This is a genomic window from Pseudomonas farsensis, assembly GCF_014268805.2.
Taxonomy (GTDB): domain Bacteria; phylum Pseudomonadota; class Gammaproteobacteria; order Pseudomonadales; family Pseudomonadaceae; genus Aquipseudomonas; species Aquipseudomonas farsensis.
This window is the reverse complement of the sequence record NZ_JABWRF020000001.1, coordinates 1,981,154-1,994,071: the sequence shown is the minus strand read 5'-3', so window position 1 is coordinate 1,994,071 and position 12,918 is coordinate 1,981,154. Positions and strand designations below refer to the sequence as shown.

Below are 12,918 nucleotides of genomic sequence, written 5' to 3'. Positions count from 1 at the left end.
ATCAGTCAGCTAAGGTGAAGATGACCGTACGGTTCCAACAACTACAAAAGGCGACTGAGCATGGCCGGACTGGACAAGCGTGTAGCAACCTATGAAGAGGCACTGGCAGGCCTGACCGATGGCATGACCGTTCTGGCCGGCGGCTTTGGCCTGTGTGGCATCCCTGAAAACTTGATTGCGCAAATCAAGCGCATGGGCGTCAAGGGCCTGACCGTGGTCTCCAACAATTGCGGCGTCGATGGCTTTGGCCTGGGTGTGCTGCTCGAAGACAGGCAGATCCGCAAGATGGTCGCCTCTTATGTGGGCGAGAACGCCGAGTTTGAACGCCAGTTGCTTAGCGGCGAACTGGAGGTCGACCTGACCCCGCAAGGTACTCTGGCCGAAAAAATGCGCGCTGGAGGCGCCGGCATTCCGGCCTTCTATACCGCCACCGGCTACGGCACCCCGGTGGCCGACGGCAAGGAAGTGCGCGAATTCAACGGCCGCAAGTTCATCCTCGAAGAGTCCATCACCGGCGACTTTGCCATCGTCAAAGGCTGGAAAGCCGACCACTACGGCAATGTGGTGTACCGCAACACCGCGCAAAACTTCAACCCACTGGCGGCCACCGCCGGCAAGATCACTGTGGTCGAAGTCGAAGAGATCGTCGAGCCAGGCGTGCTGCTGCCCAGCGAAATTCACACCCCCGGCATCTTCGTCGACCGGGTGATCGTCGGCACCTTTGAAAAACGCATCGAAAAACGCACCGTCAAGGCCTGAGCGCCGTCCCACAGAACAACAAAGAGACCCAGACCATGGCACTGACCCGCGAACAGATGGCCCAACGCGTCGCCCGTGAACTGAAGGACGGCTACTACGTTAACCTCGGCATTGGCATCCCGACCCTGGTGGCCAACTACGTGCCCGCCGACATGGACGTGATGCTGCAATCGGAAAACGGCCTGCTTGGGATGGGCGAGTTCCCCACCGAAAGCACCCTCGACCCAGACATGATCAACGCCGGCAAGCAAACGGTGACCGCCCGCGTGGGTGCGTCTATTTTCGATTCGGCGCAGTCGTTTGCGATGATCCGCGGCGGCCACGTCGACCTGACCGTGCTGGGCGCCTTCGAGGTGGACGTGCACGGCAACATCGCCTCGTGGATGATCCCGGGCAAGCTGGTCAAGGGCATGGGTGGCGCCATGGACCTGGTCGCCGGTGCCGAGAACATCATCGTCACCATGACCCATGCTTCCAAGGATGGGGAGTCCAAGCTGCTGCCCCAGTGCAGCCTGCCGCTGACCGGCGCTGGCTGCATTCGCAAGGTGCTGACCGACCTTGCGTACCTGGAAATTGCCGAGGGTGCGTTCATCTTGCGCGAGACAGCGCCGGGCGTCAGCGTTGAGGAGATCATCGCCAAAACAGCCGGCAAGTTGATCGTGCCGGACGATGTTCAGGAAATGACCTTCTGAAAACCTCGCTACTCGGTGTGTGGGAGATTTCCTGATTTTGTGCAAGCCTGCTCCGGCCTCATCGCAGGCTATCGCCAGCTCCCACAGGGTCTGAGCCAGACTCGGATTTCGCGGCTGGCGCGATCTCTGTGGGAGCTGGCGATAGCCTGCGATGAGGCCAGCGCGAGCCTGCGCAGAACCGTCCCAAAAAACATTCAAACCTCCACCTATAAAATCAAAAAAGGAAAACCCCCGTGGCCGCTGATATTCAAGACAGCCGCTCCGCCCGTTTTGCCCTGCGCTGCTCCAACTGGGCCGAACGCTGGTTCCCCGACTCCTGGGTGTTCGCCGCACTTGCGGTAATGTTGGTGTGCCTCGGCGCGCTGGTGATGGGCGCCAAGCCCACCGATACCGCCAAAGCCTTCGGTGACGGCTTCTGGAGCCTGATCCCCTTCACCATGCAGATGGCCTTCGTGGTCATCGGCGGTTACGTGGTGGCCAGCTCGCCACCTGCGGCGCGGCTGATCGACCGCCTGGCGCGCATCCCGAAAAACGGCCGCTCGGCGGTGTGCTGGGTGGCGCTGATCTCGATGCTGGCATCGCTGCTCAACTGGGGCCTGTCGCTGGTCTTTGGCGGCCTGCTGGTGCGTGCCCTGGCGCGCCGCACCGACCTGAAAATGGACTACCGGGCAGCGGGCGCTGCCGCCTACCTGGGCCTGGGCGCGGTGTGGGCGCTGGGGCTGTCATCGTCGGCGGCGCAGCTGCAGGCCAACCCGGCCAGCCTGCCGCCGTCGATCCTGTCGATCACCGGGGTGATCCCGTTCACCGAAACCATTTTTCTCTGGCAGTCCGGGGTGATGCTGGCGGCGCTGGTCATCGTCTCGCTGATCATCGCCTACGCCACCGCCCCCGGCCCGAACAGCGCACGCAGCGCCGAAGACTGCGGTGTTGACCCAAGTTTCAGCGCCCCACCTGCGCCACAGCGCACGCGCCCAGGCGAATGGCTGGAATACAGCCCGATTCTGATCCTGTTGCTGGTGGCGCTGGCCGGCGGCTGGCTGTACCAGGAGTTCGCCACCAAGCCTGCGATCACCGCCATTTCCGGGCTGAACACCTACAACCTGCTGTTCATCATGCTCGGCGCCTTGCTGCACTGGCGCCCGCGCAGCTTTCTCGATGCCGTGGCCCGCGCGGTGCCGACCACCACCGGGGTGCTGATCCAGTTCCCGCTGTATGGTTCGATTGCCGCCATCCTCACCCAGGTGAAGGGCGTTGATGAGCAGACCCTGGCCCACCATATCTCGGTGTTCTTCACCCAGATTGCCACCCACGACACCTATGCGCTGCTGATGGGCGTGTATTCAGCCGTGCTGGGCTTCTTCATCCCGTCCGGTGGCGGCAAGTGGATCATCGAGGCGCCGTACGTGATGCTGGTGGCCAACGACCTGCAATATCACCTGGGCTGGGCGGTACAGATCTACAACGCCGCTGAAGCGCTGCCGAACCTGATCAATCCGTTCTACATGCTGCCGCTGCTGGGTGTGCTCGGGCTCAAGGCGCGCGACCTGATCGGTTTCTCGTTCGTGCAGTTGTTGGTGCATGTGCCGTTGGTGCTGGTGCTGCTATGGGCGCTGGGCACCACCCTGCAGTACGTGCCGCCAGTCATGCCCTGAGCCTCAGGCTACAAGAGGAACGTCTCGCGGCGTTCCTCGAAGCTCTGCAACTGGCCGTGGGCGAGCAACTGGCGGATCCACGGCCCGAGCAGGTCCTGGTGGCTGTCCAGCGGTGCCTGACGGTGCCAGCGCAGCGGTACTTGGGCGAAGCGCTGCTGGTTGGCGCTGACGCTTTGCAAAATATGCCGGTCCTGCCTGAGTATCAGCGCGAACATTGGCTGCAGCACTGCACGCTTGAGCCAGCCAGGGGCGCGACCGCGAGCAGTGGCGATGCGCGCGAACAGCCGCAGCTCGCCCTCGGCTGCGGGCACCAGCCAGGCACTGACCAGCAGGTTCAGGCGCCCTTGGCGGTCGCGGTATTCAATCTCTGCCAATCCGGGCAGGCGAAAACGCCCCATGCTGATGCCGCGTTCGCCTTCAAACAGGCGCGAGATCAGCCCTGACTGCGTGGCCTCTTCGCTGTATTGCGCCTCAACCCCGTCTGCCAAGGCATGCACCCAGGCGCTGATCTGCTGGCGTTTGCGGTCATGGCGGATCCAGCCGGCGTGGACAAAATGGGTGTGGAAACCATCGAGAAAGTTCTCGGCGGCGTCCTGCAGCGTGCAACGCACCCGGTCGCTCATCCAGAAGATATCCAGCGCCTGCTCCTGCGGGGCCGGCGCAACGGGGGGCGGCTGCGGCGGTTCGGCGCCAAGGCTGGCCCACACCAGCCCATGGGCTTCGCAGCTGAGCAGCGGTTGCAACAGCGGCTGGGTGCATGCCTGTTGCGGGCGCCCGGGCAACTGCGTGCAGCGGCCTTGAGGGTCGAAGCGCCAGCCGTGGTAGGGGCACTGGATCTGCCCGTCGCGCACTTTGCCTGCACTCAATGGGGCGAAGCGGTGCGGGCAACGATCGGGCAGCACCGCCGCCGCACCTGCAGCATCACGGAACACCACCAGCGGCACGCCGTGCAGGGTGCAGGCCAAGGGTTGGTCACGCAATGCGTGGCTGAGCGCGACCGGCCACCAGGCGCTGGATGTGTTCACAGTTTGAGCTTCCTCATCAGGGGCACGCCAATGCGTTGCAGCAGACAAGCCAGCACCTGCCAGACCAGGCGCCGGGCGCGCGGCAAATGTGCGACGTACACCAGGCTGTACTCGATCTGCGGCTGGCCACCGCGCAGGCGCTTGAAGGCGGCTGCGCCAGAGCTGAAGTTGAGCACTTGGCGGCGGTCTGCGGCTTCTTGCAGGCATAGGCGCGTGAGCTGCCGGTAAAGGCCGGTGCGCTGGGGCAGGGCGGTGTCATACCCGACGATGGGCGTGCTGAGCAGGGTGCTGTTGGCGAACCAGCCCAACGCGCCGTCGATACGGCCCTCGGCGTTGCGCAAGGCGCGCAGTTGCAACCAGCCTTCGCTGTGCCCGCGTTGCAGCCAAGCGGCGCTGTAGTGCGGGTTGAGGGTGCTGTATTTGTCCAGGTAGAGCAGGTTGTAAAGCTGCTCGATGCGCTGGAAGTCTGCCGCTTCCAGCGCTTCGCCCGTCACCACCTGGTAAGGGCTGCGGCGCAGCAGCGTGGCATCGAGGCGGGTGTTGTGGTGGCGCAGAAACGCCGACTGCGCGCCTGCTCGGCCATCGAACAGGTACACCTGGCGGCTGGGGATTGCCAGGTAGCCCAGTACTTGCAGGCGCTGGCGCAGTTCGGCATTGCTGAAGTCGTTGAGCGACCGGAAACCAAAGCCATGGTCAGGGAAACGACTGCGCAGCAGCTCGGTGATCGACGCAAGGTCGGCGCCGTCCCAGTCGGCTGGGTACAGGTTGGTCGACAGCAGCCAGTTGTTGACCTGCACCAGCCGGTCAACCTTGGCGGCCGTGAGCAAGCGGTCCACGGCCTGGGTCAGGCATTTCAGCGGGCCGGCCAGCCACGGCCTGCGCAGGCGCTGCAGTTCTTCGCGGGCATAGCCGCTGTAAGCGGTCTGCGGCGAGACCACATAGCAGTTATCGGCAGGCCCGGTGCCATGGTTGATGCTCACCGGAAACTGCTGCCGGCCGGTGTCGAGCAAGGCCATTTCGGTGCTGACATTGCCGATCAGCGCACCGCCTGCGCAACTGCTGACGTAATGGCGGGCCAGGCTGTCGCCGGGCTGCGGGGGCGCGAGGGCCAGTTGTTCGGGCATCAACAGCTTCATGGGTGCGGTGCCTGTAGCGGCTGGCCATTCCACTCGATATCGGCGGTAGAAGCCGCCAGCAGGCCGCAGCGGCGGGTCACGGCGCGGCCAATGATTTCGGCCAGGCTTAACAATTGCGCGTGCAGCGGGCCACTGTCGCCATCCTGCACGATGACATCCCGGGCATCGGCGTAGTCGCGCCAAAACCCGCGGTTGAACACCCGTTGCGGCGCCGCCAGCAGCAACATTGCCAAGGCGATCATGCGCGGCTGCTCGGTAGCCAGCAGCGGGCTGGTGCTTTGCTCATGAAGGGCTGCCACCAACTGCGCGCGCTGGTCGTCGAACAGGTGCACGCCGCTGGTGGCCCTGGGGTTGCATTCGAGCACATGGAAACGGCCCTGGGTGTCCTCGATGAAATCGAAACCCACCTGGCCGGTGTAGCCGGTCGCGCTGCCGAATTGCTCGACAAAGGCGCGGATCGGCGCCGGGGCGCAGCTATCGAAGTAGATGCCCGAACCGCGCCCGACGCGGTAGCGTGGCCGGTAGCTGCTGTGGGCGCGCAACTGGCCGTTCAGCAATACACTGAAACTGCAGTATTCCTGACCCGCGACGAAGCGCTGCGCCACCCAAGGCACTTCGGCGCTGGGTTGCAGCTTGGCGATTTGCGCAGCAGAAGGGCGCACCAGTGTTTGTGAGGCAAAGCGCGAATAGGCCGGCTTCAATACCCATTTGTCAGCCTCCTCAGCCAGTGCCGGGAGCGCCGAGCGATCGTGCAGCACCTGGGTGGCCGGCGCCGCCACTGCCCAACCAGCGGTCATGGCGGCGAAATCACCCTTGTGGTGCAAGCGGTGCAGCAGCGCAAAGTCGCAGGTGAGCACCCGGCACAGAGGGCGCAGGTGCTCAAGGCCATGGGCCAGGTAAAACACCTCTTCGCAGGTGGGCAACAGCAGGTCGATGCCTTGTTGAGTAATGACGGCCGCCAGTGCGTCAACCCAGGCGTTGGGGTTGCTGCGCGGTTCGGGCAGGCGCACGAAGTGTTCGGCGGCGCGGCTGAAACGGCTTAGTGGCTGGGCCAGGGAATCGGCGACGGTCACCTGCCAGCCGGCAGCGGCAAAGGCACGCGCCCATTCCAGGCAGGCCGGGGCGCGAGCGCCAAGAATCAGTACACGCATGGCAATCCTTGGGGCAGTTGCAGCATCAACAGGCGGCGGCGTTTGTGCTGTGCGGGTGGTGCCTGCCAGTGGCCAAAGTGCAGGTTTGGCAGTTGCAGGCCTTGTTCATGGCACAACTGGGTCAGTGCGGCGCCGACCTGCTGGCACAGCGCCGCATGATCGTCGCGGGCCAGCAGGTCGACCTGCCAGTCCATGCCTTGCTGGCGCAGTTGGTATTCGCCAAGCGCCGGCCCGAGCATCAGCAAGGCGCGGCGCAGTACATCGGGGTACAGCGGGGCGAGGTGCTTGCCGTGGTGGTGCGGCAGCCACAGCACCTCGTCGGCACGCCCTTCGACCGCCGCAATGGCGCGCTCGGCGCGGCCACAAGGGCAGGGCGCGTCAGCCACGCGCAAGATATCGTTGAGGCGATACCGCACGATCAGCTGGGTGCGCCGCGAAAAGTCGGTGATGATCGGCTGAAAGCGGGTACGTTCGGCATCCAGCCATTGCGGTTCGACATGCAGATGGCTTTCGTTCAGGTGCAGCGTGCCGGCTTCGCAGGTGTAGCCCAGAAACCCCTCGCTGGCCTGGTAGATCTGCCGGGGCTTGCGGCCGAAGGCGCGCTCGACAAGCTCGGCGTCGGTGCTTTCCAGCACTTCGGCCACCGAAAACACAAGCTGGGGAGCGATGTCAAGGCGCCCGACCAGGGCCGCCTCGGCCAACCCACGCAACACCGTAGCCGGTGCCACCAGTACGTCGGGGCGTTGCTGCTGCAGTTGTTGCAAAGAGCCCGCAAGGCCCAGGGTCAGGTCGTGGAAAGCAAAGTCGATGCGCCGGCTGGCCAGTGTCGTGTACAGGCGGCTGTTGGCGCGCAGGTAGAACGCGATGCGCAGCGGGGCCAGCCACGGGCAAACCAGGCGCGGCAGCAGTGCCCGCGGCAGGGTGCGCGCCAGCAGAATGCCGGCCCAGCGCTGGCGCTCCTTGCTGCTGACCAGAAACACCCCTTGCGCCCCGGACGTGCCGCTGGACAAGCCCACGGTGATATCGCCAAAGGTCGGGCTGAAGTCCCGGGAACGTTCCGCCTCAAGGGCCACCGGCAACACCTGCTCAAGGCTCAGGCCACGGGTGTTGAACCCGGCAAAATCACCCATCAGGGTGCTTTTATCCATCAGCGGCAGGCTTTGCAGATGGCGGTGGCGCAAGCCGCTGAAGCGCTGGCCACGGGGTATCACTTGGCCCATGAAGCGCGCCAGGCGGCGCGCCTGCCAAGCCTCCAGCCGGCTGCGGCTGTGAAAACGCAGGGCATAGCGGCTGAAAATGAACGCGCCGATGCTACGCAGGCTGCCGAGCAGCCGTTCAACGTTCATTGGCAAAGGCCTCCCATGACCGGTTGCAGTGCGATGGCAGCACTGCCAGCGCCGGCTCGCGCGCCATCAACGTGCCCAAGCCGTGGTAGGTGCGCTGGTAGCGCTGCCGGTCGGCACTGGCAAACCACAGCGCCGGCGCGGCCGGCAGGCGCCCGGCAACGCAGGCGGCTGCCGACCAGCAGGCATCGGCGACCAGAAACGCCGGGCGGCCCTGGGCATCCGGCACAAACAACCCTAACTGGCCGGCGCTGTGCCCTGGCAGCGGCACGCCAATCAAGCTGGCATCGCCAAACAGGTCCAAGCCGTGTTCGAACGGGGCCATCCACCCCGGCAATGCGCAGGGGGCGCAACTATCGGCCAATTGCAGCCGCGCCCCGAAGTCATCAGGCAGCAGCGCCGGCAGGTGGCCGCCCAGGGTGGCGCGCCAGCGCTTGCCGCGCAGGCTTTCAAGGTGCTGGTAGTCGGCCTGCAGGGCGATGAAGCGGGCCTGCCGGAAGTTGCGTAGCCCGGCGATGTGGTCAGCGTGGAAATGCGAAATGATCACGTAGCGGATATCGTCCGCGCCGATGCCCAAGGCCTGCAACTGCGCCGAGAGCTGCTCGGCGGCAGGCAAATGCACCGGCACAGCGCTGCGGTACAGGCTTTCAGGCAGGCGGCGGGTGGCCTGGAAGAAATGTTCGGCGTAGCCGGTGTCGTACAGAATCCAGCCGTGGTCGGGGTGGCGGATCAGGCCGCACAGCGCAGGGAACTGCACCGGCGCCAGGCGCCCGCCACGGTCGGCCATGCACTCAAGGTGCTGGCACCAGCCGGCGCGCAGAATGTTCAGGTGCACGCTGCGGGTCATGCGCCTGCCGCCTGTTGTGCGTGCCACCACTCAGCGTAACGGCGGATGCCGTCTGCCTGGCTGAGTACCGGCTGGTAACCCAATTCGCGCTGGATGGCACTGATATCCAAGGTCTGGCTGAAGGCCAGCACGCCTGCGCCATAGCGGGTTATCAGGGGTTCGGCACCATCGCCCAAGCGCGCCTTGAGTTCCAGCAGGCGTGCGAGGCTATCGACCAGCCGCCACGGCAGGCGGCGGGTGCGCAGCGGCAAGTGCAGTTGGCTGGCCAGTTGTTGCAGCAGCGTGATGAAGGCCACCGGCGTGCCGTTACTGAGGTTGTACACGCACAGCGGGCGCGGCAGCGGCTGGGTCAGCCCAAGCCACACTGCGTGTACCAGGTTCTCCACGCAGGTCAGGTCAAGCTGCGCTTGGCCGCCGCGCATTAGCGGGATAGCGCCCTGGCGCATGACCCTGAGCAGGCGTGGCATCAAGGTGGCGTCCCAGGCGCCGAACACCGCGCGGGGGCGCAGGATCACGCAGGCCGGCAACTGCGCCTGGGCCAGCAAGGTTTCTGCCTGGGCCTTGGTGCGGGCATAGGTGTTCACTGGGGTGGGCAGCGGCTGGTCTTCACGCACGCCCAAGCGGTCGCTGAAATCGAAGTACAGGCTCGGGGTCGAGAGGTGCACCAGGCGGGCGATGCCGTTGCTGCGACAAGCATTGATCACCTCGGCGGTGGCATCGAGGTTGGCCTGGCGAAACGCCTCGGGCGAACCCCAGGGCGAGGACAGCGCCGCGCAGTGCACCATGGCGTCAAGCCCCTGGCTGGCTTCGGCCAGGCGGGCGGCGGCCGTTGCGCTGCCATGCTCAAGTGGCAACCAGCGCACGGCGGCAGGGCTCAGGGCCATTACCTCGGCGGCTGCCTTGGCGTTACGGCCGCTGAAGTGCACCTCGCAGCCCTGCGCGGCAAGCTGCCAGACCAGATGCCGGCCGATGAACCCGGTGCCCCCGGTGATCAGCACTTTCATCAGAACACCATGATCATGCCGCCGAGGGACAGGCCCGCGCCGGTGCCGATCAGCATCAGCTTTTGCCCGCGCCGAATGCGCCCATCGCGCACGGCGATATCCAGCGCGGTGGGCAACGAGGCGGCCACCTGATTGCCGTGATGGGCAAAGATATCGACGACTTTGTCCGGGCGCAGGCTCAAACGCTTGGCCGCATGGGCCATGGCTTGCTGGCTGGCTTGATGGGGGATGACCCAGTCGATGTCGGCAAGTGTGAGCCCGGCCTGCTTGAGCAGGTCGTCGAGCAGCTCCGGCAAGTGCCGGGCTGCCAGGCGGAAGACCCCTTTGCCTTGCATGGCAAAACTGGTCAGCGGTGTGAAGGGTTGATTGATGCGGCGCGGGTGAAAGCGCGAGCCACCGGCCGGGATCTGGCACAGCTCGGCGCCTTCTGCATAGGTTTTCAAACGTGAAGCGATGATCGCGCCGCTGCCATCGCCAGGGCCGAGCACCGCGGCCGCGGCTCCGTCGCCAAAAATGCCGCTGACCTCGACCTGCTGCCAGTCCAGCCCGCACGAGGCAATATCGGCGCACACCAGCAGCACCCGGCGGTATTGCCCTGCCTGAATCGCCCACGACAAGGTGTCCAGCGCTGCGATAAAGCCCAGGCAACTGGCATTGATGTCCATGGCCGGGATGCCCGATTGACCAAGGCCCAGCTCGCGTTGCAGCAAGGCGGCGTTGCAGGGCATGCCTTGGTCTTGCGTAGCGCTGGCACACACGATCAGGTCCAGCTCGTGCAGGCCCACGCCAGCGGCGTGCAGCGCCCGGTGCGCTGCGCTCGCGCCCATGCTGGCGGCGGTGTCGGTGTCATCCGCCACATGCCGTTGCTGGACGCCGCTGATGCGCGCCACGCTACCGGGGGCAAGGCCCAGCACAGGGTCCAGTTCGGCGCTGGTAACGATGCGCGCCGGCAGGCTGTGGCCGGTGCCAAGTACGCTCAGGGCGCGGGCAGGGCGGGGGGAGGGAGCAGGAGCGTGCATGGAGGGTCCAGAACAATCAGTGGGGTTGCGGCGCCACGGGGCACTTTGCAATAAATGCCTGCAGCCCTTGTTGGTAGGCGTCTGCCGGCATCAGCTCGGAGTGCCGGGGGATGCGGTAGGCCAGTTTTTTGCGCTCAAGTTTGGCGTCGCTCACGGCGTAGAAGTCGGCGCTCTCGCGCAGGTGGGTGATCTGCTCCCAGGCAAGGCCTTCAGGTGCACCGTTGCCGCGCCGCAGGTTGAACCCCTGCTCGTCGAATGCCAGGCAGTATTGGCCCTCGGCGGCCTTGAGGGTCTGCCGCAGGCGCGCCTCGATCAGCCGGTGGTTCAAGCGTTGAAAGGGCTTGCGCGGTGCGCCGGTGCCGATCAGCCACGCTGGCAGCACCCGGCGCAGCGGCGCGAGCACACGGTTTTGCCAGTCTTCGACGGCGGCAATTACCCGGTCATGGGCCTGGGTTTGCTGCGCGAGTTTTTCGGCCAGGCGCGCGTCGGTGTGAGCAGGGGTGATGCAAAAGTGCAGTTCCATGGGGCGGGGCAGCCGATGTCCGTATTTGCTGGGGGCAGCATTCTAACGGATTTTGCCTACCCAGCCCATGAACTGGCGCGCTATGCCTGGAAGGTCCAGTGTTGCAGGGGGGCAGGCTCCACCCGGCCATCGGCATGCAGCAGCACCATTGCGCCATCTTCTGCCCGTTGCGCAGGCACTCCTGCATCGCGGTTCCAGTGCTCGGCGATAGGCTCAGCGCTCCACACCACCATCTTGGGCTGGGCGATCCAGGCGTAGATGGGCTCGTGCAGCCAGCTACCATCGGCGTGAGCGATACCGGTTTGCAGGCCCTCGGTGCAGTATTCGCTCGGGTCGTCGGGTGCGATCGTGCACAGCCAGCCGTACATATCGGCCCATTTCAGCCCGAATACTTCGTGCACGTCGGGCAGCACCTGGCGCTGGGCGTGCAGGTCATAGACACTCTCGAACCATTCGTACCATTCGGGATGCTCGACACACAGGCTGGTGCGCACATAGCGGCCGGCCACGCCTGGGGGCGCTGGGGCGAGCTCGGTGGGGTCATCGCTGGGTACCCAGACCAATTTACCCAGACCGGTATAAACCATGGGGATCAGTGGCTGGGCCGCGCAGTCGACCATGCCGACCTTGTCCTCGCGCCTTGTCACGATACGCATGCTGGCATCGCTCCATTGCCTGGCCGGGTCGATGTCACTGACAAACGCGCCAAGCGCCTCATAGTCAGGGGGCAGCAGCGCGCGCCCTTGGGCCGTAAGCAGGCCCTTGCCGTCGTTGCGCTCGGGGACCCAGGCGTACAGATCGGCGCTCCAGCTCATTTCATCCCAGGCAGGCGCCACCACCCAGTCACCCTGGCGGTCAATCAACCCCCACAGCCCATTTTCGCAGGCAGGGGCGAGGTTGGCGGGCGAAAAGTCGTCTACGTTTTCAAAGCACGGGCTCAGCGCCAGGTTGCCGGTCAGGTCGATAAAGCCGAACTTGTCGTCCTTCATGACCGCCGCCAAACCGTTTTCAAACGGCCAGATGCCTTCGTACTGCGCGGGTACCAGCACTGCCGCCTCAGGCTCGCGGCCGTTGCGTACGCCCCATAGCTCGCCGATATCGAACGCGTACAGGTTGTGGCCAAGGTGAGCGTTGTCGATGGCGCTCTGGGCCTCGAACTCATCGAACCGCACCTGTAGCGGCTCATCGGTCTCAGCGAAGTAAGGGTGGTCCAGCCCGCTCAGGCCGAACTGCCAGGCCCAGCCGTCCTCGTCCTGCACGCCGTTCACGTTCAACAAGGCCAGCACGCCTGCGACATCGTCGGCGGCCATGCGCTCGCGCAAAGCTTGCCAGCGTTCGTTGCATTGCTGGCGCACGGCCGCGATGAACTGCTCGGGCTCACCGCTGTAGAGCCAGGACAACTCGTCCAGGTTGGCGTTTAACCAGCACTCCACGCCGTCATCTTCGGCCTCAAGCAACTGCTCAAGCCACAGCGCCGCGCCTTCGATTTGCAGGCAATACAGCGATTGCTTGGCGCGTTCGCGGCCAATCAAGAACGCGGCCAGCTCGTACAACCGCGCCCGCGCTGCGTGGGCGGGGGCGCGCAGGCCGTCGCTGCCGGCATCGCCGAAGACCCGCTGGCGGGTGTCTGCCTGGGTGGTTTCGCTTACAGCCAGCAGCACCTGCCAGAGGGTCGGCAGGTTGTTGTTGGCGCTGGCGATTTCGCATGATTGCGTGTCGCCGTCTTGGTCTGTCTGCAGGTACAGCCAGGCGCGGTTGCCCATGGGG

The 12,918-nt window shown here is 65.2% G+C and carries 12 protein-coding genes; 3 read left to right on the top strand and 9 right to left on the bottom strand.

The window, feature by feature from the left end:
• Nucleotides 1–60: 60 nt before the first annotated feature.
• The 3 genes from HU719_RS09085 to HU719_RS09075 all read left to right on the top strand — a co-directional run bounded on the left by HU719_RS09085 (nt 61) and on the right by HU719_RS09075 (nt 3,103).
• A complete protein-coding gene (locus HU719_RS09085) occupies nt 61–759 on the top strand; it encodes a CoA transferase subunit A (protein WP_186517978.1) in 699 nt (232 codons plus the stop codon).
• A 35-nt stretch (nt 760–794) separates the two neighbouring features.
• Entirely contained in the window at nt 795–1,451 is a 657-nt protein-coding gene (locus HU719_RS09080; RefSeq protein WP_186517976.1) for a CoA transferase subunit B, read from the top strand.
• A 233-nt stretch (nt 1,452–1,684) separates the two neighbouring features.
• On the top strand, nt 1,685–3,103 hold the full coding sequence (locus tag HU719_RS09075) for a short-chain fatty acid transporter (protein ID WP_186535096.1): 1,419 nt from the start codon (nt 1,685–1,687) through the stop codon (nt 3,101–3,103).
• 8 nt (nt 3,104–3,111) lie between these two features.
• Here HU719_RS09075 and HU719_RS09070 read toward each other — a convergent pair whose 3' ends face one another.
• From HU719_RS09070 to HU719_RS09030, 9 genes are all read right to left on the bottom strand, one after another.
• Nucleotides 3,112–4,128: a Rieske 2Fe-2S domain-containing protein gene (locus HU719_RS09070; protein WP_186535097.1), complete on the bottom strand. Its 1,017-nt coding sequence runs from the start codon at nt 4,126–4,128 to the stop codon at nt 3,112–3,114.
• Nucleotides 4,125–5,264: a hypothetical protein gene (locus HU719_RS09065; RefSeq protein WP_186535098.1), complete on the bottom strand. Its 1,140-nt coding sequence runs from the start codon at nt 5,262–5,264 to the stop codon at nt 4,125–4,127. Before HU719_RS09065 ends, HU719_RS09070 begins: the two co-directional genes overlap by 4 nt.
• Nucleotides 5,261–6,415, bottom strand: a complete 1,155-nt coding sequence (locus HU719_RS09060) for an ATP-grasp domain-containing protein (protein WP_186535099.1) — start codon at nt 6,413–6,415, stop codon at nt 5,261–5,263. The genes HU719_RS09065 and HU719_RS09060 overlap by 4 nt, the downstream gene beginning before the upstream one ends.
• The gene (locus HU719_RS09055) at nt 6,403–7,761 is read right to left on the bottom strand and encodes a F390 synthetase-related protein (RefSeq protein WP_186535100.1); all 1,359 of its coding nucleotides are present in this window, start codon (nt 7,759–7,761) and stop codon (nt 6,403–6,405) included. The genes HU719_RS09060 and HU719_RS09055 overlap by 13 nt, the downstream gene beginning before the upstream one ends.
• Nucleotides 7,751–8,605: an MBL fold metallo-hydrolase gene (locus HU719_RS09050; protein WP_186535101.1), complete on the bottom strand. Its 855-nt coding sequence runs from the start codon at nt 8,603–8,605 to the stop codon at nt 7,751–7,753. The genes HU719_RS09055 and HU719_RS09050 overlap by 11 nt, the downstream gene beginning before the upstream one ends.
• Nucleotides 8,602–9,609, bottom strand: coding sequence for an NAD-dependent epimerase/dehydratase family protein (locus HU719_RS09045; protein WP_186535102.1), 1,008 nt, complete (start codon nt 9,607–9,609; stop codon nt 8,602–8,604). The genes HU719_RS09050 and HU719_RS09045 overlap by 4 nt, the downstream gene beginning before the upstream one ends.
• Nucleotides 9,609–10,628: a beta-ketoacyl-ACP synthase 3 gene (locus tag HU719_RS09040; RefSeq protein ID WP_186517959.1), complete on the bottom strand. Its 1,020-nt coding sequence runs from the start codon at nt 10,626–10,628 to the stop codon at nt 9,609–9,611. Before HU719_RS09040 ends, HU719_RS09045 begins: the two co-directional genes overlap by 1 nt.
• A 16-nt stretch (nt 10,629–10,644) precedes the next feature.
• Entirely contained in the window at nt 10,645–11,151 is a 507-nt protein-coding gene (locus tag HU719_RS09035; RefSeq protein ID WP_186517956.1) for a hypothetical protein, read from the bottom strand.
• 80 nt (nt 11,152–11,231) lie between these two features.
• Entirely contained in the window at nt 11,232–12,914 is a 1,683-nt protein-coding gene (locus HU719_RS09030; RefSeq protein WP_186535103.1) for a WG repeat-containing protein, read from the bottom strand.
• Nucleotides 12,915–12,918 lie beyond the last annotated feature (4 nt).